Source organism: Myceligenerans halotolerans (assembly GCF_054782975.1).
Window position 1 is genome coordinate 1 of the sequence record NZ_BAAGRL010000007.1, and the last position, 21,061, is coordinate 21,061.

21 protein-coding genes and 1 pseudogene are annotated in these 21,061 nt (G+C 70.3%); 10 read left to right on the top strand and 12 right to left on the bottom strand.

Annotated elements, in window-relative coordinates; all coding sequences use genetic code 11:
• The 10 genes from ACYVK5_RS06440 to ACYVK5_RS06485 all read right to left on the bottom strand — a co-directional run.
• Window positions 1–1,533, bottom strand: a 1,533-nt coding sequence (locus ACYVK5_RS06440; protein ID WP_460703004.1) for a cell wall-binding repeat-containing protein, incomplete at its 3' end; no start/stop codon positions are given.
• Window positions 1,534–1,557: 24 nt separating this feature from the next.
• Window positions 1,558–1,752, bottom strand: a complete 195-nt coding sequence (locus tag ACYVK5_RS06445; protein WP_460703006.1) for a hypothetical protein — start codon at window positions 1,750–1,752, stop codon at window positions 1,558–1,560.
• A 196-nt stretch (window positions 1,753–1,948) separates the two neighbouring features.
• Window positions 1,949–2,353 (bottom strand): SRPBCC family protein, encoded by a 405-nt coding sequence (locus tag ACYVK5_RS06450; RefSeq protein ID WP_460703008.1) that lies wholly within the window; start codon window positions 2,351–2,353, stop codon window positions 1,949–1,951.
• Window positions 2,354–2,727: 374 nt separating this feature from the next.
• Window positions 2,728–3,018, bottom strand: a complete 291-nt coding sequence (locus ACYVK5_RS06455) for a DUF2218 domain-containing protein (RefSeq protein ID WP_460703010.1) — start codon at window positions 3,016–3,018, stop codon at window positions 2,728–2,730.
• The gene (locus tag ACYVK5_RS06460; protein WP_460703012.1) at window positions 3,015–4,505 is read right to left on the bottom strand and encodes an NAD-dependent succinate-semialdehyde dehydrogenase; all 1,491 of its coding nucleotides are present in this window, start codon (window positions 4,503–4,505) and stop codon (window positions 3,015–3,017) included. The genes ACYVK5_RS06455 and ACYVK5_RS06460 overlap by 4 nt, the downstream gene beginning before the upstream one ends.
• The gene (locus tag ACYVK5_RS06465) at window positions 4,502–4,918 is read right to left on the bottom strand and encodes a RidA family protein (RefSeq protein ID WP_460703014.1); all 417 of its coding nucleotides are present in this window, start codon (window positions 4,916–4,918) and stop codon (window positions 4,502–4,504) included. The genes ACYVK5_RS06460 and ACYVK5_RS06465 overlap by 4 nt, the downstream gene beginning before the upstream one ends.
• A 1-nt stretch (window position 4,919) precedes the next feature.
• Window positions 4,920–5,771, bottom strand: a complete 852-nt coding sequence (locus ACYVK5_RS06470; RefSeq protein ID WP_460703017.1) for a fumarylacetoacetate hydrolase family protein — start codon at window positions 5,769–5,771, stop codon at window positions 4,920–4,922.
• On the bottom strand, window positions 5,768–6,253 hold the full coding sequence (locus tag ACYVK5_RS06475; protein WP_460703019.1) for a nuclear transport factor 2 family protein: 486 nt from the start codon (window positions 6,251–6,253) through the stop codon (window positions 5,768–5,770). The genes ACYVK5_RS06470 and ACYVK5_RS06475 overlap by 4 nt, the downstream gene beginning before the upstream one ends.
• A complete protein-coding gene (locus ACYVK5_RS06480) occupies window positions 6,250–7,527 on the bottom strand; it encodes an FAD-dependent monooxygenase (protein ID WP_460703021.1) in 1,278 nt (425 codons plus the stop codon). The genes ACYVK5_RS06475 and ACYVK5_RS06480 overlap by 4 nt, the downstream gene beginning before the upstream one ends.
• 43 nt (window positions 7,528–7,570) lie before the next feature.
• A complete protein-coding gene (locus tag ACYVK5_RS06485) occupies window positions 7,571–7,816 on the bottom strand; it encodes a hypothetical protein (protein ID WP_460703023.1) in 246 nt (81 codons plus the stop codon).
• A 229-nt stretch (window positions 7,817–8,045) separates the two neighbouring features.
• Here ACYVK5_RS06485 and ACYVK5_RS06490 point away from each other — a divergent pair, with 229 nt between their 5' ends.
• The 6 genes from ACYVK5_RS06490 to ACYVK5_RS06515 all read left to right on the top strand — a co-directional run bounded on the left by ACYVK5_RS06490 (window position 8,046) and on the right by ACYVK5_RS06515 (window position 15,605).
• Window positions 8,046–9,095, top strand: a complete 1,050-nt coding sequence (locus ACYVK5_RS06490; RefSeq protein ID WP_460703025.1) for an amidohydrolase family protein — start codon at window positions 8,046–8,048, stop codon at window positions 9,093–9,095.
• A 92-nt stretch (window positions 9,096–9,187) separates the two neighbouring features.
• Complete coding sequence (locus ACYVK5_RS06495; protein ID WP_460703027.1) at window positions 9,188–10,732, top strand: ABC transporter substrate-binding protein; 1,545 nt, start codon at window positions 9,188–9,190, stop codon at window positions 10,730–10,732.
• A gap of 19 nt (window positions 10,733–10,751) precedes the next feature.
• Entirely contained in the window at window positions 10,752–11,696 is a 945-nt protein-coding gene (locus tag ACYVK5_RS06500; protein WP_460703029.1) for an ABC transporter permease, read from the top strand.
• A complete protein-coding gene (locus ACYVK5_RS06505) occupies window positions 11,693–13,474 on the top strand; it encodes a dipeptide/oligopeptide/nickel ABC transporter permease/ATP-binding protein (protein ID WP_460703031.1) in 1,782 nt (593 codons plus the stop codon). The genes ACYVK5_RS06500 and ACYVK5_RS06505 overlap by 4 nt, the downstream gene beginning before the upstream one ends.
• Window positions 13,471–14,331, top strand: coding sequence for an ATP-binding cassette domain-containing protein (locus tag ACYVK5_RS06510; RefSeq protein WP_460703033.1), 861 nt, complete (start codon window positions 13,471–13,473; stop codon window positions 14,329–14,331). Before ACYVK5_RS06505 ends, ACYVK5_RS06510 begins: the two co-directional genes overlap by 4 nt.
• Window positions 14,328–15,605: a DUF3500 domain-containing protein gene (locus tag ACYVK5_RS06515; RefSeq protein ID WP_460703035.1), complete on the top strand. Its 1,278-nt coding sequence runs from the start codon at window positions 14,328–14,330 to the stop codon at window positions 15,603–15,605. Before ACYVK5_RS06510 ends, ACYVK5_RS06515 begins: the two co-directional genes overlap by 4 nt.
• A gap of 103 nt (window positions 15,606–15,708) precedes the next feature.
• Here the strand turns inward: ACYVK5_RS06515 and ACYVK5_RS06520 are convergent, their stop codons facing one another.
• Together ACYVK5_RS06520 and ACYVK5_RS06525 are read right to left on the bottom strand one after the other, a co-directional pair.
• The gene (locus ACYVK5_RS06520) at window positions 15,709–16,380 is read right to left on the bottom strand and encodes a GntR family transcriptional regulator (protein ID WP_460703037.1); all 672 of its coding nucleotides are present in this window, start codon (window positions 16,378–16,380) and stop codon (window positions 15,709–15,711) included.
• Window positions 16,381–16,464: 84 nt separating this feature from the next.
• Window positions 16,465–17,388 carry a LysR family transcriptional regulator gene (locus tag ACYVK5_RS06525; RefSeq protein ID WP_460703039.1) on the bottom strand — a complete coding sequence of 308 codons (924 nt, stop codon included), beginning with the start codon at window positions 17,386–17,388 and terminating at the stop codon, window positions 16,465–16,467.
• A 155-nt stretch (window positions 17,389–17,543) separates the two neighbouring features.
• Between ACYVK5_RS06525 and hpaD the strand changes: the two genes are divergently transcribed.
• From hpaD to ACYVK5_RS06545, 4 genes and pseudogenes are all read left to right on the top strand, one after another.
• Window positions 17,544–18,539: a 3,4-dihydroxyphenylacetate 2,3-dioxygenase gene (hpaD, locus tag ACYVK5_RS06530; protein WP_460703041.1), complete on the top strand. Its 996-nt coding sequence runs from the start codon at window positions 17,544–17,546 to the stop codon at window positions 18,537–18,539.
• Window positions 18,540–18,722: 183 nt separating this feature from the next.
• Window positions 18,723–19,460 (top strand): annotated as a pseudogene (locus ACYVK5_RS06535) (RraA family protein); the annotation flags it as partial.
• Window positions 19,457–20,245, top strand: coding sequence for a 2-oxo-hept-4-ene-1,7-dioate hydratase (hpaH, locus tag ACYVK5_RS06540; RefSeq protein WP_460703043.1), 789 nt, complete (start codon window positions 19,457–19,459; stop codon window positions 20,243–20,245). The pseudogene ACYVK5_RS06535 and the gene hpaH, both read left to right, overlap by 4 nt.
• Window positions 20,230–21,027 carry an HpcH/HpaI aldolase family protein gene (locus tag ACYVK5_RS06545; protein WP_460703045.1) on the top strand — a complete coding sequence of 266 codons (798 nt, stop codon included), beginning with the start codon at window positions 20,230–20,232 and terminating at the stop codon, window positions 21,025–21,027. Before hpaH ends, ACYVK5_RS06545 begins: the two co-directional genes overlap by 16 nt.
• The last annotated feature ends 34 nt before the right edge of the window (window positions 21,028–21,061 follow it).

Here is a 21,061-nt window from a genome sequence, read left to right on the forward strand (position 1 = left end):
CAGAGACCTCAACCGACCCGTCCGCACACTCCTCCAGTCATGACTTTGCCGGAGCCCTGGGCGGGTGACTGTCGCGACCTGCGCAACCTCGTCCTCGACGGCCTTGGAGATCGCGCCCTCACCACCGAGGATGACAACCTCAGCGTTTCCCCACTGCGAGAGCTTTCTCAGAACCGACTCGCCAATACGACCCTTCCGCGTCAAGATGACCGGTCCCCCCAGGCTCCCCGCTACGGGCGCACCCGACAACGCATCGGGAAAATCGGTACCCGAGGCCAGGAAGACGGTATCCGGATCCTCCGGATAGAAGGTCTTTCTGGCGATCCATTCTGACGTTTTGTAACGGTCAAGGTCCGCCAGGCGCTTGACGTCGTCCTCCGCCGCGTTCACATACAGCCGCTCCGTGTGATCCGTGTATCCGTACCTCGAAGCCGTGACGGCGACCTCGAGGAGTTTATTGGCACTGCCTTCCGGCAGGATGAATTCGGGTGAGTCCGAGCTGTGAACATGTTCCCTGTCGATGTACCAGTCGAAATGGAAGGACTCGGGCTTCGGGTACCAATTGTTGCTCACCCTCGCGACGGCGGTCGATTCCTCGATCGGTTGTTGATCAACGCTGACCGCAGTCCCGCGGACGTCGAAACTCCCGACGACCACGTCTATCGTCAGGTCGAGCACTGCTTTCTCGTACTTGACGTCATCTGGCAGAAACTCGATCCGAAGCAAGTGCGCTCCGCCGACGGGGACGAGATCGGCCGGAAGGGTGAAAGAACCTTCGCCGTACAGGATCTCGTAATCCGGGCTGATCTCCTGCCCGTCCCAGACAAGTCGATACGCGCCATCCCTGACCTGTCCGAAACTCTCGGAAATAACCTTGACGTACAAGGATACAGTCTCGGCAATCACCATCTCCGTGTCGCTGTCGACAGGACGCGTATTGATCGATGGCCGGATCGTGAGAGGGAGGGCCGTGACATCGACCGTCCCCAGGCTGACCCTCGACGGCAGGTAGTTTCGCACGCCGTCATTGCTGGGTACGAACTCGGCATAGATCTCATAAGGTCCAGGCGGGATCTTGAGTTCCACGCCTGGCTTTGCCACTCCGTACCGGTTGAGGGTGCCCCCGCTGAGGCCGACCTCGCCGTTCGAGCCATCCATTGACCTTGCCCGGATGCGGACGTCGCCTGCGGGAGCCGTCCCGTCTGCAGCGCGCACGCAGGCCCGTACGTAGAAGAACGTGCCATACGGTCCTTCGCTGGGGACTTCTCCTTCAGCGGTGATCGTTGTCGCGATCGACTGGGCTTCGTCACGGTCTCCGAGGCTGCTGTCATCCGACGGAACCGGATCCGTCGTGCAGTCGGGTTCCGCCATGCCGGACGCGCCCGCCACCGGTGTCATGGTGAAGGCCAGAGCGGCCGCGACACCGCTCGCGACGGCGCGGGCCGCCGTTCGGGATGCTCGTGTCGTTCCGGCGTAGCGCGAGCCAGATGGGGGAACTGCGTGTCGCGGCTGGGGGCCGCTGCCGGTGTTCATCGGCCAGGGTGGCATGTCGGCCCTTCAGCCTTCGGAGAAATCGCCCGGAATGTATCGATCGCGGTGGTGCACTGTCAACCGAGCCGCCCAGAGCTCCCACCACTGCTCGGACGGCTCGAACCGGTCGACGTGCACGACCACGGGCGGGTCGGGAAGGCGCAGGTCCTCGACCCGTACACCCCACATCGCCACGCCCTGGTTCTCGTGGCGTACGACCAAGCACACCGTCCCTGACCTGTGCCTCCGCGACGCCCGACTCGTCGTCAAGCGCCGCACCGATCCAGTGCCGAGCGAACCGCGCCACGAACCGCCATGCAGCCTCACGGTCCACACCGGCCGCCACCACTTCCGCGGCCAGGTCGAAGTTGTCCTCCTCACGCATGACCACGACTGCAGCGGGGCGGCGCCGACCGGTTCAGTGCTCCCGTTCCACCAGGGCGATCAAGCCGGCCAGGTCCGCAGCAAGCACTTCGTCCAGACCGGCCATCTCCGCCGCGAGTTCCGCCGCCCGCGGCCCGTCGATCCGGGCATGCAGTTCCAGCCGGCTGCCCGTACCGTCACGGTGCGACTCGTGGCGGACAGTCAAGGCGCCACCGTCAAGCAGCACGGTGTCCTGGAAAGCCACCCCGGGAACGACATCACTGACCAGCATCGCCGTCTCCTGCCCCTCACGGGTCTTCATCACCCCATGGACACCGGGGCGCACCGGCCCCTCCAGCCTGATGTATTCCATCCCGGGCGCCCATTGCGGATGCGTCTCCACGTCGCACCACCGGGCGTGGAAATGTTCGGGCGCGACCCGCGACCCTGCCGTGATCACCGGAAACCTCACCATGGCGGCCCGCCGCAGTCGTTGGTGGCGAGCGTGTAGCGGTAGCTCATGAGCGTCGTCATGCCCCGCACACTAGAGTCTTGAAATCCGGCTGCGCAACAATCTGCAACACCTTTCAACCTCTCGTCACCCGGATCCGCACTCCGGCGGCCAATCGCACATCTCAGATCATGAGATGAGCGGGCGTTCCGCGATCCGCCGTCACGGCAGATCCCTTCGCTCGACGCCATGACGCCATCGGGCCCGGCGTGCCGTCCGGAAGGCGCGTTGCAGGTCAGCGGCGGCACTCAGCGCATCCTCCAACGAGGCCAAGGCCTACCCCCGGCAAGGGCGGGCTGATCGCCAAGCTGTCTCCCGCCAGGTCAGGACCAGGCCACCCGGAGCCCGTGACGCTGGGCGAAGCGTTCCAGGTGGCCACCCACGACCCGCTGTACCGTCGCCAGGCCTTCCTGGTCGTCTCCGACGGCGTGCAGGTGCACGGCCGTGTCCGTGGTGCGCAGCGTGCAGCTGCCGACCGTCAGATAGATCACCGTCGTCTCGTCCCCCGACTCGACACGCGAGCGCCGGCCCAGGTGAGAGGCAAGCTGCTTGACGTAGCGGGCACCGCTGTCGGTCTCGAGGACGCCGTCTGCCGTGGGGTTCGTGTCGTTCATCGCGCCTCGTCTTCGCTGCTGAAGGGATCGGCTGTCAGGGTGTACTTGGTCTGCAGGTACTCGTGGATGCCTTCGGCGCCGCCCTCTCTGCCCAGGCCGGAGAACTTCCAGCCGCCGAACGGCGCCGCGGCGTCGGACACGACGCCGACGTTGAGGCCCATCATTCCGGTGGCGAGCCGCTCGATCATTCGTTGTCCGCGGGCCAGGTCGCGGGTGTAGACGTAGGAGACCAGACCGTACTCGGTGTCGTTGGCGAGCCGGACGGCGTCGTCCTCGGTGTCGAAGGGGACGACGGCGAGCACCGGGCCGAAGATCTCCTCGCGCAGGATGTCGCTGCCGGCGGGCACGTCGCTCAGGACGGTCGCGGGGAAGAACGACCCCGGACCGTCAAGGGGCGTGCCGCCGGTGCGGAGCGTGGCACCGCGGCGGACGGCGTCGTCGACGAGTTCCGACGCCTTGGCCACGGCACGGTCGTCGATGAGCGGCCCGATGGTCACCCCGTCCTCGGTCCCGGACCCCGTGCGGAACGCCCGCACGCGCTCGGTGACCCGCCGCGCGAACTCCTCCGCGATCGAGGAGTGCACGATGAACCGGTTCGCGGCCGTGCAGGCCTGGCCGACGTTGCGGAACTTCGCCGCGACGGCACCGTCGACCGCATCCGCCAGGTCGGCGTCCGGGAAGACGACGAACGGCGCGTTGCCCCCGAGCTCCATCGACGTGCGCAGGACGCCGTCGGACGCCTGGCGGAGCAGCATCTGCCCCACCGGTGTGGAGCCCGTGAACGACAGCTTCCGCAGCCGCGGGTCGCGGATGATCCGCTCGGAGACCGGGCCGGTGCGGGTGGTGGTGACGACGTTGACGACGCCGTCGGGCACCCCCGCCTCGGTGAGCAGCTGAGCGAACGCGAGGGTGGTCAGCGGCGTCAGCGCGGCGGGTTTGACCACCACGGTGCAGCCGGCCGCGAGCGCCGGCGCGATCTTGCGGGTGGCCATGGCCAGCGGGAAGTTCCACGGCGTGATGAGGAAGCACGGGCCGACGGGGTGCTGGGTGACGATCGTGCGTCCCGTCCCGGCGGGGTTGGCGCCGTAGCGGCCCTGGACCCGGACGGCTTCCTCGCTGAACCAGCGGAGGAACTCGGCGCCGTAGGCGACCTCTCCGCGGGCCTCGGCGAGGGGCTTGCCCATCTCGAGGGTCATGAGGAGGGCGATGTCTTCCGTGCGCTCGGTGAGGAGGTCGAAGGCGCGGCGGAGGATCTCGCTGCGGGCGCGGGCGGGGGTGCCTGCCCAGGAGTCGGCGGCGTCGACCGCGGCGTCCAGGGCGGCGACTCCGTCGTCGACGGTGGCGTCGGCGATCTCCTTGATGGTCTCGCCGGTGGCGGGGTTCTGAACGGCGAAGCGGGCGCCGTCGGCCGCCTGCTGCCGGCGGCCGGCCACGAGAAGCGCGTCGGGGACCCGGGTCAGGAGCTCGGCTGCTCGGGTGTCGGTCATGGGGTGTCTCCGGTGCTCTGGGTGGTGGTCTGGGTGGGCAGCACCGCGAGGAGGTCGCACTGGACCAGGCCGCCGTTGTCCAGCTGGGCGGCCATGACCTGCCGGGCGGGGCGGTCGTCCACCGACGGGAACAGGGCCGTCCACTCGCGGTTGAGGGCGTCCCGGTCGCGGTAGCGGGTCAGCCAGAACGTCATCTTGAGGATGTCGCCCGGGGCGCCGCCCACCTCGGCGAGCAGGGCGCGGACGTGGGTGAACAGGTTGGCCACCTGGTCGTCGAGTCCGTGGGGCATCTCGCGGGTGGCCGGGTCCCGCCCCGTCAGCAGGCCGCTCGCGAGGTACGGTCCGATCCGTGCGGCCACCGGGATGGGGTTGGCGTGCGTGAATCCCGGCAGGTGGATCGACTCGCGGGCCATGTCACCCCTCCTCGACGATCCGGTTCTCGATCGCGCCGAGCGGCCCGATCTCCGCGCGCACGACGTCGCCCGCCTTCAGGAAGTTCCTGGTGGGGGCGCCGATGCCCGACGGCGTGCCGGTGGCGAGGATGTCTCCCGGCATGAGGGTCATCACCTGGGTGAGGTACGCGATCTGGTCGTAGATGTCGTAGATCATGTCGTCGGTGCGCCCGTCCTGCCGTACCTCGCCGTTCACGGTGAGGGTCATGCGCAGGGCGTGCGGGTCGTCGATCTCGTCGTCGGTCGTGAGCCAGGGCCCGAGAGGCCCGTGCGTGTCGAACGACTTGCCGAGCGTGAAGGTCGGCGAGCGCTTCGCCAGCCAGTCGCGCACCGACACGTCGTTGGCGACCAGGTACCCGGCGATGACGGACCGCGCCTCCGCACGCGATACGTGCTTGCACTCGGTCCCGATGACGACGGCGAGCTCGACCTCGTAGTCCAGCTCCTCGGAGATGGCCGGCTTCACGACGTCGTCGTACGGGCCGACGATGCAGGACGTCTGCTTGTTGAACCACAGCTGGTTCTCCGGGATCGGGATGCCGGCCTGGCGTGCCTCCTCGGCGTGCGCGGCGTAGTTCATCCCGATGCCGAGATACTTCTGCGGGTAGTCGACCGGCGCCAGCAACGTCACGTCGTTCAACGCGTGGCCGGGGCCCTCCGCGGCGGTCAGTGTCGCGCTCAGTTCGGTGAGGCGCGGCAGCAGCACCCGGGTCGACGTCGTCCCGGCCGCTGCGCTGATGTCGGTGACGGTCTCACCGTCGACCCGGCCGAGCCGTGCCGGCCCGTCGCCCACGCGGAATCGTGCGATCTTCATCGTGTCCGTTCCTTCTCCTCGGCCTCTTCCGAGGGCAGCTTCCCCCAGATCTGTTCGCCGTACGGGGTCAGCTGGAAGCTGATGAACCGCCAGCGCGGTGTGGCGCCGTCGGACCCGCCGGACCCGTCGGACCTGACGAGCACCTGCGTCACGACGCCCTTCTGCGTGCGCTCTCCGCCGTCCGGCGTGCGCATGTGGTTGGTGACGGGGCCGACGACGACGGCGACGTCGCCCGCCACCCGGATGTTCAGCTCGCCGCGCTCGACCCGCAGGAACGCACGGCGCGTCTGGACGTGCTCCAGGAACTGCGCCTTGGTGTGCACCAGACCAGGGGCGTGCACGTGCACGAGCGAGTCGTCGAAGATCGCGTCGAGCGCGGCGAGGTCGACGTCGACCAGTGCGCGGTGACGCTCGGCCTCGACCGCGAGGATCTCCGCGCGGACGGCCGAGTCCGCATCCGTCACGGCGCTCGTCGTGCTCATGCGCTCGCCTCCTGCTCCCAGGTGCGGAAGCCGGTCGCGTCGCCGGCCTCGTGGCCGGGGCGCGGAGCGCCGACCAGGGCGTGGTAGCCGCTGAAGATCTCGTCGGCCTCGGCCAGCGGGAGGACGTCCTCGATGTCGTCGAACGGTTCCCCGTTCGTGCGGTCGGCGACCATCCGGCGGATCACCTCGTACCCCTCGCCACGCATGCTGTCCACGATGCGGTTGACGATCTCGCGGCGGTCCTTGTCGTAGGCGGCGAACGCGGCGACCGGGTCGGCCTCGTTCTCGGTGAGCCGCGCGGTGATCGCGCGCGCGTCCAGCATCGCCTGCGTGATGCCGTTGCCGCCGCGCGGGTACATGGCGTGCGCCGCGTCGCCGAGCAGGGCCACGCGCCCGTCCACCCAGGTGTCCAGGGGGAAGTGGCGCACCAGCGGGAACAGGTACACGTCGCGGGCGTCCCGGATCAGGTCCTGCACGTCGAGGAACGGGAGCTTCAGGGTGTCGAACAGGCCGATGATCTCCTCGGGATCGGCGACCTGGTTCCAGTCCTCGATCGTCTCGGCGCCGTGGGTCTCGACCACCCAGTTGATCAGGTCGAGCCCGCTGTTCTCGAAGTTCTCCGCGATCGGGTACACGATCATCGACGCGACGTGTGGGTTACCGAGGTGCAGGATCGTGTGGCCGCCGCGGAACGGTTCGCGCAGCGTGGTGCCGCGCCACATCGTGATCCCGGAGAACTCCGGCTCGGTCAGGGTGGGGTGCATCTGCCGCCGGACGGCCGACTTGATGCCGTCGGCCGCGATCACGGCCTCGTGCCGCACCTGCTCGGTACGGCTGTCGGCGTGCTCCAGGTCGAGCGTCACGTGGTCGTCGTCCTGGGCGTAGCCGGTGACCCGGACCCCCAGCCGGACGGAGTCGGGCCCGAGCCGGTCCAGGACGGTGCGGTACAGCATCATCTGCAGGACACCCCGGTGCACGAACCGCTGCTCGTGCAGGTATCCCATGTGGACACCGCACTTCTCGGCGTAGATCTCCTGGCCGTGGTGGTTGTAGAAGATCGAGTCCTCGGCCTCCACGGAGATCGCGCGGAACTCCTCCAGCAGGCCGAGCTCGTCGAGCTCGGCGGTCCCGACGGTCTTGATGTCCACACCGACGCCGAGCGGCTTCAGCTCGGGGACGGTCTCGTAGATCGTGGGCCGCAGGCCCGCCTGATGCAGGCGGAGCGCGGTGAGCAGGCCCCCGGGGCCTGCGCCGGTGATGGCGATGTCGAGCATGTTCCTCGTCCTTCTCGTGGGGTCAGGGGCCGGCCGCGGCCGGTCAGGCGGGCAGCGTCTCGCGCAGGAACCGGGTGGTGGCCTCCCAGGCGCGCGCGGCCATGGCGCCGATCAGCGGTCCGATCTCGGGTTCGGCCTGCGGCTGTGTGCGTTCGCCCCAGACGTCGGCGCAGAAGACGGGGTGACCGAGGGCGGCGAGGCGCCGCGTCCCCGCACGTCGCGCCGCACGGGGGTGAGCAGATCGTTCATCAGTGAACCTTCCGTCCGACACCGATGTCGTGCCAGGCATCGTAGAAGCATTTCCTACACGATTTCAAGTGCGATTCCACCCTCCAGGATCTGTCGAGCCCTGGAGAACGGCGCGTTTGCGCCAGATTCGCGCGGTTCTCGATGTCGGTCGAAGCGAGGATCCTGATGGGATAGTTGCAACCTCGCGCTGGATCTGCATATGATTTCCGACACGATCCGACGTCGCCCGTCGGACGGCACACCGAGGTGCAAGGGAGCAAGACGCGACCATGACCGTCGTCGACATCAACATCCACCACCTGCCCGAGGACCTGTTCTCGAACGAGAAGATCCGATCAGGCTTCCTGAACAGCGCCCCGCGCGGCTTCGGCGAGATCGCCTCGGTCGGCACGGCCGACGACGGCAAGCCGCAGCTGATCCTCGAGAAGCCGAAGGGCTACCAGAACCTCAACTACGTCGACGGCGACTACTCGGCCGAGGCCAAGCTCGCCGCCATGGACGACGCCGGCGTCGACTACGGCATCATGCGCGTGCCGGTCTGGCAGGAGTGGCTGGACCTGGAGACCTGCAAGGCCGTGAACGACAACGCCGCCGAGATCGTGAAGAAGTCCGGCGGGCGGCTCTTCTCCACCGCGTGCGTGCCGCCGTGGGGCGGCAAGGAGAACATCTACGAGCTCGAGCGCTGCATCGACGAGCTCGGCGTCGTCGGCGTGCAGCTCGCCTGCCACTACGGCCAGCTCTACCTCGACGACGAGGTGTTCAAGCCCTACCTGAAGGTGCTCAACGACAAGGGCCTGCCCGTCATCGTGCACCACACCCCGCTGCCCGTGGAGTGGCGCTCGATCATCGACTACACGAACCTGCGCCGCGAGTTCGGCCGCATCGTCGACCAGGCCACGGCCGTGGGCCGCGAGCTGTTCAGCGGCATGTTCGACGAGTTCGCGGACCTGCGCTTCATCCACACCATGCTCGGCGGCAACTGGTTCGCCAACGCCGACCTGATGACCCCGCACGCGTCGACCAAGAAGGAGTCGCTGAACCGCCTCGACGCGAGCGGCGGGGACAAGATCCGCGGCTACCTCGAGAACAACATCTTCTTCGACCTGACCCACCCGCACTCGTGGGGCAAGCACCAGGTCGAGGCAGCCCTGAAGATCAGCGGCGCCGACCACTACCTGTTCGGCTCCTCGTTCCCCGTCTTCCGCGGCTGGATGAGCCAGGGCGTCGACTTCGTGAAGAACGACCTGGAGATCAGCGACGCGGACCGCGCGGCGGTGCTGTCCGGCAACGCCAAGCGCCTGTTCAACCTGCCGATCTGAGTTCCCCCGAACCGGCGGCCGCCCGCCCGGACCGGACGGCCGCCCGCACCCCCGTCCACGAAGGACATCCAGCGCAAGGAGGCGCTGATCTCATGACGAAGAACACGATGCTCCTCAAGCCCCTCGCCGTCGCGGCGACACTGGCCCTCGCCCTGAGCGCCTGCTCGGCCGACGACACCGATGACGGAGGCGGCGGTGCCGCCACGGGTGACACCGGTTCGGGCACCGTGCCCGGCTCGGTCCTCCGGGTCAACTGGGGAGGCTTCCCCGAGAGCTGGGCACCGGGCGCCGACATGGAAGCGGGCAGCATGCGCGTCCCGTACGAGAACCTCGTCGCCCTCGTCGACGGCGAGTTCCGGCCCGTGCTCGCCACCGAATGGGAACTCAGCGACGAGGCCCTGACGCTGACCCTGCGCGAGGGAGTCACCTTCCACGACGGCACGCCGTTCGACGCCGAGGCCGTGAAGACCAACATCGAGACCGTCAAGAGCACGCCCGGGCCGTACGCCGGCCCGTTCCAGGTGGTCGACTCGATCGATGTCGTGGACGAGCACACCGTGACCCTCAACCTGTCGCGGCCGACGCCGTCGCTGCTGACCACGCTTTCCACCCGGGCCGCGCCGATGGCCAGCCCCGCCGCGATCGAGGCCGGCACCGTCACCACCGCTCCCGTCGGCACGGGACCCTGGGCGTACGACGAGGATGCCTCCGTCGCCGGAACCCGCATGGTCTTCGGCGGATACGCGGACTACTGGGGCGAGGCGCCCGGGTTCGAGACCATCCAGATCGTCGCCATCGAGGAGGACACCGCCGCGAGCGCCGCCCTGGTGAGCGGTGAGATCGACCTGACCGACACCGAGACCACGGAGTTCACGACGCTGGAGTCGGCGGGCAACGCGGACCACCTGTCCTACCCGGCGATCCGCAACAACCCGATCTTCTTCGACCGGGGCCCGGGCGGCGTGTTCGAGGACGTCGAGGTGCGCCGGGCGGCCTGCCTGGCGATCGACACCGAGACGCTGGCCTCGGTGGAGACGGACTGGGAGGTGCGCACGCAGCACTTCGCCGAGGGCGAGCAGGGGTACAACCCGGACATCATCGGGTACCCGCACGACCTGGCCGAGGCGCAGCGGCTGTACGACGAGGCCGGGAACCCGCCGGTCGACGTGGAGATGCTCGCGACGTTCTTCAACGAACGGCAGATGCAGGTCTACGCCGAGCAGGTGGGCGAGATCGGGATGAACATCACCGTGCAGACGGCGCCGCCGCCGCAGTTCTTCTCCGAGTGGGCGTCCGGCCGCTACCCGGTCGGGCTGGGCGGTAACGACGAGCTGACCCCGTACGACTGGTACCAGGCGTGGTTCGCCGCCGACGCCCCGGGCAACCCGTCGGGCGTGGAGAGCGAGGAGCTCGCCGCGGCCGCCGACGCCGCGATCGCCGCGGGGACGTCGCCCGAGGCGGACGAGCTGTGGGCCGAGGTCACCCGGATCATCTCGGACGAGGCCCTCACCTGCGCCCACGTGGCCGGCGAGGAACTGATCGCCTGGAACACGGACACCGTGACCGGGGTGGCCCCGCCGGCCGAGGCGTGGGAGACGACCTCGGTGGACTACCGCGCGCTGCGGCCCGCGAGCTGACGAGAGGTTTCATCGCACCATGGGCAAGCTCATCGCCTACCGGCTGTTGTTCGCCGTCCCGCAGCTGCTGGTCATCGCCGCCGTCGTGTTCTCACTGACGTACCTGGTGCCCGGCAGCCCGGCGGCGGCCATGCTCGGCTCGGCGGCCACGCCCGAGAGCATCGCGCAGGTCGAGGCCCAGATGGGTCTCGACCGGCCGGCTCCGGAGCGGTTCGTCGACTGGATCGGCGGTCTGCTGACCGGCGACCTGGGCACGTCGTTCCGTTCCGGCGTGCCGGTGGCGGACCTGCTGGCGCGGCACGTGCCGGCGACGCTGTCGGTCGTGGCGGGCGGCATGCTCGTGGCGCTCGTGCTGGGGGTGGGTGCCGGCGTGTGGACCGGCACCCGCCCGGGCACGGTGACCGACCGGGTCGTCACGGGAGGAACGGTGCTCGGCATGGCCGTCCCGGAGTTCTGGCTCGGGCTGCTGCTGACCTCGCTCTTCGCGGTACGGCTGGGGTGGGTACCGATCGTGGCGTGGACGCCGCTGACGGACGACCCCCTCGGCTGGCTGCGCGGGATCGCCCTGCCGTCGATCACCCTCGGTGTGACGGGCGGCGCGATGATCGCGCGGCAGGCACGTGCCGCCGTGGTCACGTCGATGGCCGCCCCGTACGCCGACACGCTGACCGCAGCGGGCGTCTCGCGCGGCACTCTTGTGGCGCGCTACGGCGTGAAGAACGCCCTGGTTCCCGTCCTGGCGTCGGCGGGTGTCACGCTCGCCATCCTCATCGGGGTGAGCTTCGTGGTGGAGAAGGTGTTCTCCCTGCCCGGGCTCGGCTCGATCATGCTGTCCGGCGTCATCGCGCAGGACTTCCCCGTCGTGCAGGGCGTCGTCATGGTCACGGCCGTGCTCGTCATCGCCGTGAACCTGCTGCTCGACGTCTGCTACGGCCTGATCAACCCGCAAGCGAGGCCCCAGTGAGAACCGCCTTCCGACAACCCACGGCGCTGTTCGCCGTCGTCGTCATCACCGTCGTCGTGATCGTGGCGATCGCGGCACCGCTGATCGCCCCGTACGCCCCCGAGGCGAAGGACTTCACCGCTCCCCTGTCCGGCCCGACGTCGGCGTATCCGTTCGGGACCGACGACCTGGGCCGGGACCTGCTGAGCCAGCTGATCTACTCCGCTCGCACGGCGCTGCTCGTGGCGGTCGGCTCGGTGGTGGTCGCCATGCTCATCGGCGTACCCCTCGGCCTCGTGCTGGGCTACAAGGGCGGCTGGTACGACCGGATCGGCTCGCGTGGCCTCGACATCGCGGACGCGCTGCCCGGTCTCATGATCGGGTTCGTCGTCATCGCGATCCTCGGTCAGGGCATGGCGGTCCTGGTCCTGGCCATCGGGCTGGTCTTCTGCATGAACTTCGCACGTCTGACCCGCGCGATCACACTCGCCGAGCGGAACAAGGGATACGTCGAGTCGGCCCGTGTCTCGGGCCTCGCATCCCCCAGGATCCTGTTCTCGCAGCTCCTGCCCAACCTCGCCGGGCCACTCGTGGTCCAGGCCGCGGTGTTCCTGGGTTCGGCGATCAAGGTCGAGGCCGCGCTGTCCTTCCTCGGCCTCGGGCTCGGCGAGGAGCAGCCGTCGTGGGGCGGCATGCTCGGGTTCGCCACCCAGCACACCGCCGACCATCCCGAGATGGCCGTCGCGCCCGGTGTCGCGATCTGCGTCACGGTGCTCGCGTTCAGCCTGCTCGGCGACGCGATCAACGACTCGCTGTCGGGGTCGCGGACGCTGCGCCGCACGAAGATCCTCGGGCGCGTACTCCTGGACGACGACGCCCCCGAGACCTACGGCGGAACCGCCGCCGGGAGCACTCCGGAGGCACGCACCACCGCGACGGCGGACGAGCCCTCCGGCGATCTCGTGCTCGCCCTCCGGAACGTCGACATCGTCGCGGACCGGCCCGACGGCGGAGTCGTGCCGCTCGTGCGGAACGCCTCCCTCACGGTACGGCGCGGTGAGATCCTCGGCCTGCTGGGCGAGTCCGGCTCGGGCAAGTCGATGCTGGCCAAGGCGGTCCTCGGGCTCCTGCCCGCGGGAGTCCGCCTGGCGGGCGGCTCGGTCACGCTGAACGGCAGCGAGCTCGCCGGCCGCACTCCGGCACAGCTCGCGGCCCTGCGCGGGACCGGCATGGGCGTCGTGTTCCAGAACCCGCAGGCGAACCTGTCCCCGGTGCACACCGTCGGCCGCCAGCTGACCGACGTCGTGCGGGCGCACGACGCCACGATCTCGAAGGAGGCTGCCCGCGCCCGGGCCGCCGAGCTGCTCGACCTGGTGGGGGTGGACGACCCCGAACGGCGGCTGGACCAGTATCCCTACCAGTTCTCGGGCGGCATGGCCCAGCGCGTCGCGATCGCCGTCGCGCTGGTCGGCGAGCCGGACCTGCTGATCCTCGACGAGGCGACGTCGGCCCTCGACGTGACGACGCAGGCCCAGGTGCTCGACCTCGTGCTGGACCTGCGGGACCAGCTCGGGATGGCGGTCGTCAACATCACCCACGACCTCGGCGTCGCCGCCGAGACGTGCGACCGGGTCGCCGTGCTCCTGCGCGGCGACCTGGTCGAGACCGGCGACGTGCACGCCGTGTTCGACCATCCGCGGCACGAGTACACGGCTCGGCTCATCGCCGCCTACCCCGGGGTGGACGACGCCGTCCCCGGGCTCGGCACCCACGACCAGCGGAAGGTGGAACACGCGTGAACGCCACATCGACATCGCCTCTCCTGGAGGTCCGTGACCTGTGCGTGGACTACGACGTCGGCGGCGCCCTCGCGGTGCGGCGCCGCACGCTGCGGGTCGTGCGCGGGATCAGCTTCGCGATCGCGCCCGGTGAGACGTACGGGCTCGTCGGCGAGTCCGGCTCGGGCAAGAGCACGACCGGGCGGGCGATCCTCCGGCTGACTGACGTCTCCGCCGGCGCGATCACGTTCGTCGGCAGCGACATCGCCGGCTTCGGCCGCACCACACCGCTCTCCTACCGTCGTGCCGTGCAGGCCGTGTACCAGGACCCGGCCGCGTCGCTGAACCCGCGCCACCGCGCGGGGCAGGCCGTCACGGACGTGCTCGCCCGGCACGGCGTGACCGACCGCGCCGAGCGGCGGCGGCGTGCCGCGGCCGCCTTCGAGCAGGTGGGCCTCGGGACCGAGCACCTCACGCGACTGCCGTCCGAGCTGTCGGGCGGCCAGCTGCAGCGCATCGCGATCGCACGGGCGCTCGTGCTGTCGCCACGTCTGGTCGTGTGCGACGAGGCCGTCAGCGCGCTCGACCTGTCGACCCAGGCGCAGATTCTGGACCTGCTGCGCGAACGGCAGGCGGAGACCGGGGTGAGCTACCTGTTCATCACGCACGACCTGGGCGTCGTGCGGCACGTCGCCCACCATGTCGGGGTGCTGCGGGCCGGCGAGATCGTCGAGCAGGGCACGACCTCACGGGTGCTGGACGCGCCTTCACACGAATACACGAAGAAGCTGCTGGCCGCGAGCCTGTCACCGCACCCGGCCGGGCGGCAGACCCGCCGCGCCGCCCGCATCGCAGCCCGCGGAGGTGTGGCCGCATGAGTGACCACGACCTCGACGGCTTCTTCTCGACCGCCCGCGTCTCCGGGCGGGCCGAGGCCGTCACGCTCGGCGGCGAGAGCTACCGTGAGCATCTGTACCGTCACGACGACCCGATCCTCGCCGACTGGCGCGGACTGGGATTCCGCGAGGCGTCAGCACGCAAGCGCAGCCCGGACTTCGTCCAGGACCTGCTGGGTGACTGGCGCGAGCTCTACGAGGAACCCTTCTGCGGGGTCACGACCGACGGCGTCGTGCGCGACGACGTGTGGCGGCTCGAACCGCCGTCGTCCCCGGACCCGGGTCCGGCCGAGGCGGCGTCCCGCCTGCTCGGGATGCTGCCGCCCGACCTCGCCGAGCGGGTGCGGTATCCGCTGGACGCGCCGCAGTGGCGCGCGTGGAGCAACCCGGAGTTCGTGATCCACGAGGTCGGGCTGCGTCTCGAGGAGCTGTCCGAGGACGCGGCGCGCGCCGTGCTGGACGTGGTCGCCGCCTCGCTGAGCCCTGAGGGGTTCGAGCGGGTGGCCGAGGCGATGGAGCTCAACGCCTTCCTCGGGGATCTGACGGACCTGCCGTCGCTGATGAACGCGCGCAGCTACTGGTTCTCGCTGTTCGGTGAGCCGTCGCCGGACGGCGCGTGGGGCTGGCAGCTGTTCGGGCACCACGTCGCGGTGAACTTCGTGTCGGTGACGGGGCGGCACGTCGTCGCTCCCGTGTTCCTCGGGGCGGAGCCCGCGCTGTCCAACGGCGCGCGGCCGCCCCTGTTCGAGGCCCGGCAGAGGCTGGCGGTGGACCTGGCGTCGTCGCTCGCCCCCGAGCAGCGGCCCGCGGCCGTGGTGTACGAGTCGGTGCTGGACCCGGCGATGCCCGCAGGCCGGCTGCACCCGGCGGACGAGCGGCACGTGGCCGGCGCGTTCCGGGACAACCGGGTGGTGCCGTACGAGGGGCTGCGGGCGGACGAGCTGGACGAGCGGCAGTGGGAGCTGGTGCGCGCGATCGTCGAGGACTTCCACCTGCTGCTCGCCGCGCCGCAGCGGGCGCTGACGATGCGGGAGTTCGACGCCCACCGGGTGGAGACGTACCTGTCCTGGTACGGCGCCACGGACGGCTCCGAACCGTTCTACCTGCGCGTCCACAGCCCAGTGCTCCTGGCAGAGCTGGACCACCACGCGGGCGTGTGGCTGGCCAACAAGCTCCCGGCCGCCTTCCACGTCCACACGACGCTGCGCCACCCGAACGGCAACGACTACGGGAAGGCGTATCTGTCGCACCGCTGATCCCGGTACTCCGCACCAGGACGACACTGCCGTCGACGAACTCCGTTCCCGTCGACGGCAGTGTCGTCGTGTGGGTCGTCCGGCCGCGGGACCGGCGCGGCCGCTACCCCTCGGCCTCGCCGCGCTCCGCCTCCTCTGCCTCGGCCTCCGCGATCGCCGCGACCGTGTTGAGTTCGTGGCGCCGCGCCGCGGTCTCGATGACGTCGGGGGCCGCGCCGCCCTCGACAAGGTCGACGAGCCCCTCGTGCTCGGCGATCGACGCCTGTGCCCGGCCCGGCGCGTACCAGAACGCCGAGCGGCGGATCAGTTCCAGGCGGGTCCACTCCGCATCGACGAGGCCGAGCAGCCGCTCGTCGTCGCAGCGGGAGTACAGCAGCTGGTGGAACTGCCGGTTCAGGGCGCCGAACCGGCCCGGGTCGAAGTTCGCCAGCGCGCCGGCCATCTCCTTGTTGAGGGCGCGCGCCTTCTCCAGGTCCTCGGGCGTCAGGTGCGGCGCGGAGACCGCCGTCGCGTAGCCCTCGATGCGCGCGAGCAACTGCATGGTGCGTTCCCAGGCGTTCGTGTCGAACGTCTTGACGACGGCGCCGGCGTTGCGCACGATGTCGACCCAGCCCTCGGCCTCCAGCCGCCGCAGCGACTCACGCCAGGGCACGGAGCTGATCCCGTAGTCGCGCACGAGCTGGTCGATGACCAGCCGGTGGCCCGGCCCGAAGGCGCCCTCCATGATCCCTTTGCGCAGGATCTCGTAGGCCTCGTCCGTCTTGCTCTTCGCCACGTCTGCGTCACTCCTGTCCGGATCGCCACGGCAACGCCGCCGTCACGTCAATCTCAGCGAAATCATATCGAAGATCGCACACGATCAGCCACCTCCGACCCGCTCCGCACCATCGGCGATCCTCCGCAGCACGCCGATCACCCCCGGATCTCCGTCCGCGCCAGGACGGGACAGCACGAGGGCCCGCAGCGGGCGCGGCTCGGGATCCAGTCGCCGCACGACGACGTCGAACCGACCCAGGCTCGCCCGGTCCGGGTCGGGCAGGATCCCCCGGGCCACGCCCGCCTCGATCAGTGGGAGCCCCGCCTGGAGGGTCTCCACCGTCCGCACCGACCCGGGAGTGACCCCGTGCCGCCGGAACGCGGCGTCCACCTCCTCCGGCAGGCTGGGCACGGCTGCCGCGCGGCGGGGCAACAGCACCTGCTCGCCGTCGAACGCCCGCAGCGGATAAGGGTCCGGCGCGCCGGTCTCGTCCGGCGGCAGCACGGCGACGAGCGGCACCTCGCCCCAGTCGAGCACGTCGAGCCCGGGTCGGTGCCGCGCCGCGAACCGCCGGTGCCCGGCGACGACGACCGCAGCAAGGTCCGCGCGCCGCCCCGACAGCATCTCGATCGCGGTCCACGGCGGCGGGTCCACAAGCCGCACCTCCAGGTCGGGCGCCTCGGCGGCGTGCGCGCGCAGCAGCCGTGGCACCCGGTGCCACATGAGCTGGGGCACCGCCGCGAGCGTGACGGTTCCGGCCGCCCCCGCGCCGAACCGATGCAGGGCCGCGGCGATCTCGTCGACGTCGTCCAGCACCCGGGTCCCGGCTCCCAGCAGGTAGCTGCCGGCGCTCGTCGGCTCGACGCCGCGCGAGGTCCGCACCAGCAACGGCACTCCGACCTCCCGCTCCAGCTTCGCGATCGCGACGCTCAGCGGCGGCTGGGAGATCCGCAGCACCTCCGCGGCGGCCGTCAGCGATCCGGCTTCGACGACGGCGGTGAAGTACCGCAGCTGACGCAGCTCCATACGCCAAGAATAGGTCAGGTGCTCACGATATAGGGCTGATGTATGGCTCCTAGAGCGCATCGGTTCTTCCGCGCCGGCTCGCCCGGTGCGAGCCTGGCGACATCGCCGGGCAGTCCCGGCCGCCGCACGACCGACCCGAGTCCCTGGAGCCGACGATGCTTCCCACCACCAACTTCTCTCCGCCGTTCACGATCACCCGCGCCAGCCACGTCGCGCTGGCCGTCACCGACCTCGCCGCGAGCCGTGACTTCTACCGCGACACGATCGGCCTGGTCGTCACCGAGGAGGCCGACGACGCCGTCTACCTGCGCGGCCTCGAGGAGGCCGCGCACCACAGCCTCGTGCTCCGGCGCGCGGACGAGGCCAGGGCCCTGCACATCGGCCTGCGCGTGCGGACCGACGACGACATCACGGCCGCCGAGCGGTACTTCGCCGACCGGGGCATCGACCACGAGCGCGTCGAGGTCCCCCACCAGGGCCCCACCCTCCGGTTCCGTGACGGCGTGGGCACGCACATCGAGCTCACCTCCTCGATGGAGACCGTGCCCCGCAAGATGGCCGCCTTCCACGAGTTCACCGCCGGAGCCCCGCAGCGCCTCGACCACTACCAGGTCGCCACCCACGACGTGCAGACCGCCACCGACTTCTGGGCAGACCTGGGAATGCGCCTTTCCGAGTACACGGCGAAGGACGGCACGGACGAGCTGTGGGGCACGTGGATGGAGGTCAAGGGCAACACGCACGACCTCGTCTTCACCAACGGCCGCGGCCCGCGCCTGCACCACTTCGCCTACACCGTCCCCGACGCCACCCACCTCATCCACGCGGCCGACGTCGCGGGCGCCACCGGGTTCGGCGAGGAGATCGACCGCGGCCCCGGCCGGCACGGCCTGAGCAACGCCCTGTTCCTGTACCTGCGCGACCCCGACCAGCACCGCATCGAGCTGTTCACGACGCACTACCAGTTCATCGACCTGGAGGACGAGCCCATCCGCTGGGACGTGTCCGACCCGCGCCGCGCCCAGCAGTGGGGCATGCCTGCGAGCCGCCGGTGGTTCTTCGAGGCCAGCGAGTTCCCGGGCGAGCCGGTGCACGACCCGCTGCTCACCGCCACGCCCGCCACCCTCGAGGACTACCTGAGCGTGCACTGACGCCGACGGAACCCGCACGCACCGGCCGAGGCAAACCACACCGGGCTCGGTTGCCCCGACCGCCTCGCCCGGCCCGCGTGCACGTCGGATCCGACGCGACGACCGACCCCATCACCGCACGAAGGAAGGACGATCATGACATCGAGTACCGCTGCGGCCCCGCCACCCGAGTGCATGCCCCCGCCCGCGATGACCGAGGCTCTCCGCGACAAGCTCACCCGCACACCGGTCGCGGGCCTGTCCGCGCAGCTGCGCTCCCGCGGCCTGAACAACGTCCACATCGACGGGCTCACTCCCTTGCACCCCGACGCGAAACTCATCGGGACAGCCCGCACCCTGCGGTTCGTCCCGAACCGCGAGGATCTCTTCACGCGGTTCGGCGGCGGCTTCAACGCCCAGAAGCGCATCTTCGACGCCGTCCGGGAGGGCGAGGTCATCGTCATCGAGGCTCGCGGCGAGACCGGCGCGGCCACGCTCGGCGACGTCCTCGCCATCCGAGCCCGCACTCGCGGCGCCGCGGGCATCGTGACCGACGGTGGCGTACGCGACGTCTCCGCCGTGCGCGACGCCGGCATCCCGGTGCACTGCGCGGGCCCGCACCCCGCGGTGCTGGGCCGCCGGCACGTGCCCTGGGACTCGGATGTCACGATCGCCTGCGGCGGGACGACGGTGCAGCCGGGTGACGTCGTCGTCGGCGACGCGGATGGTCTCGTCGTCATCCCGCCCGCGCTCGCCGAGGAGATCGCGGACGCGACCCTCGCCAAGGAGGACGAGGACGCGTGGATCGCCGCGCGCGTGGCCGAGGGGCACCCGGTCGAAGGGCTGTTCCCGATGAACGCCGCGTGGAGGGCGAAGTTCGAGGCACGCGACGCCGCCACGAGCCAGGGCGGGGCATCGGACCAGGCAGGTGGCGCGCTGTGACCCTCTCCCCCGAGACGATCTCCGCTCTCGCCGGCGAACTCGCCGACGCCGACCGCCGTCGCACGGTGATCCCCCGCATCACGGCGCGCCATCCCGACGCCACGATCGAGGACTCGTACGCGATCCAGGGCCTGTGGCGCGACGGCCAGATCGCTGCCGGACGGCGGCTCGTGGGCCGCAAGATCGGCCTGACGTCGCGTGCCATGCAGGCGGCCACCGGCATCACCGAGCCCGACTACGGCGTCATGTTCGACGACACGGTCTGGGAGAGCGGATCGGTCATCCCTGCCGAGCGGTTCTCGAACGTCCGCATCGAGGTCGAGCTCGCGTTCGTGCTCAAGGAAGAACTCGAAGGCCCGCACCGCACGCTGTTCGACGTGCTGCGCGCGACCGAGTACGTGACCCCCGCGCTGGAGATCCTCAACTCGCACATCGAGCTCGAGGGCCGCACGATCGTCGACACGATCGCCGACAACGCCGCCTACGGCGGGATGGTGCTCGGCGGCAGCCCGGCACGGCCCGCGGACATCGACCTGCGCTGGGTGTCCGCTCTCCTGTACCGGAACGAGACCATCGAGGAGACCGGTGTCGCGGCAGGGGTCCTCGGCCATCCCGCGACGGGTGTCGCGTGGCTGGCGAACAAGCTGGCGGCGCACGGCGCACGCCTGGAGGCGGGTGAGATCATCCTGGCGGGGTCGTTCACCCGGCCGATGTGGGTGGGCACGGGCGACTCCGTGCTGTGCGACTACGGACCGATGGGAACCCTGACATGCCGATTCAGCTGAAGCCGACCTTCCGCGACACGCTCGCCGAGCGTGCGCTGCCCGACGCAGGCCGCCCCCTGGCCGGGATGTGGGTGAACTCCGGGAGCCCGCTGGTGGCCGAGATCTGCGCCGGAAGCGGCCTGGACGTCCTGTTCGTCGACATGGAGCACGGCCCGAACGGGATCGAGGGCGTCCTGCCGCAGCTCCAGGCGATCGCCGCGTACCCGCCCAGCGTGGTGGTCCGCCTGCCCGGCCTGCTGCCCGTCATGATCAAGCAGGTCCTCGACCTGGGCGCACAGAACCTCCTGATCCCCATGGTCGACACCCCCGAACAGGCCGAGGCCGCCGTCCGGGCCGTGCGCTACCCGCCCCGCGGGATTCGCGGGATCGGGTCGGCGATGGCCCGTTCCGGACGGTGGGGCCGGATCGAGAACTACCTCACCGACGGCGACGACCACGTGTCCCTGATGGTCCAGGTGGAGTCGACCGAAGGTGTGAGGAATGCCGCCGAGATCGCCGCGGTCGACGGGGTGGACGGCGTCCTCGTCGGGCCCAGCGACCTCGCGGCGTCGATGGGACTGATCGGGCAGCAGACGCACCCTGACGTCACGGGCGCCGTACTGCGCACCTTCGAGGCGGTCCGGGGGGCGGGCAAAGCCGTGGGCGTCAACGCCTTCGACCCGGCCATGGCGGACCACTACGTGACCGCCGGAGCCCACTTCGTGCTGGTCGGAGCCGACGTCGTCCTACTGGCCCGTGGCTCGGAGGCCCTCGCGGAACGGTTCGCGCCGACGACCGGATGACGACCGAGGACGACCCCCGCGGCCACGCACCACA

Bases quoted from the DNA above. Each gene is read 5' to 3' on its own strand.
- ACYVK5_RS06455 (WP_460703010.1), bottom strand. From the start codon at position 3,018: ATGAACGACACGAACCCCACGGCAGACGGCGTCCTCGAGACCGACAGC.
- ACYVK5_RS06460 (WP_460703012.1), bottom strand. From the start codon at position 4,505: ATGACCGACACCCGAGCAGCCGAGCTCCTGACCCGGGTCCCCGACGCG.
- ACYVK5_RS06465 (WP_460703014.1), bottom strand. From the start codon at position 4,918: ATGGCCCGCGAGTCGATCCACCTGCCGGGATTCACGCACGCCAACCCC.
- ACYVK5_RS06470 (WP_460703017.1), bottom strand. From the start codon at position 5,771: ATGAAGATCGCACGATTCCGCGTGGGCGACGGGCCGGCACGGCTCGGC.
- ACYVK5_RS06475 (WP_460703019.1), bottom strand. From the start codon at position 6,253: ATGAGCACGACGAGCGCCGTGACGGATGCGGACTCGGCCGTCCGCGCG.
- ACYVK5_RS06480 (WP_460703021.1), bottom strand. From the start codon at position 7,527: ATGCTCGACATCGCCATCACCGGCGCAGGCCCCGGGGGCCTGCTCACC.
- ACYVK5_RS06485 (WP_460703023.1), bottom strand. From the start codon at position 7,816: ATGCCTGGCACGACATCGGTGTCGGACGGAAGGTTCACTGATGAACGA.
- ACYVK5_RS06490 (WP_460703025.1), top strand. From the start codon at position 8,046: ATGACCGTCGTCGACATCAACATCCACCACCTGCCCGAGGACCTGTTC.
- ACYVK5_RS06495 (WP_460703027.1), top strand. From the start codon at position 9,188: ATGACGAAGAACACGATGCTCCTCAAGCCCCTCGCCGTCGCGGCGACA.
- ACYVK5_RS06500 (WP_460703029.1), top strand. From the start codon at position 10,752: ATGGGCAAGCTCATCGCCTACCGGCTGTTGTTCGCCGTCCCGCAGCTG.
- ACYVK5_RS06515 (WP_460703035.1), top strand. From the start codon at position 14,328: ATGAGTGACCACGACCTCGACGGCTTCTTCTCGACCGCCCGCGTCTCC.
- ACYVK5_RS06525 (WP_460703039.1), bottom strand. From the start codon at position 17,388: ATGGAGCTGCGTCAGCTGCGGTACTTCACCGCCGTCGTCGAAGCCGGA.
- hpaD (WP_460703041.1), top strand. From the start codon at position 17,544: ATGCTTCCCACCACCAACTTCTCTCCGCCGTTCACGATCACCCGCGCC.
- ACYVK5_RS06545 (WP_460703045.1), top strand. From the start codon at position 20,230: ATGCCGATTCAGCTGAAGCCGACCTTCCGCGACACGCTCGCCGAGCGT.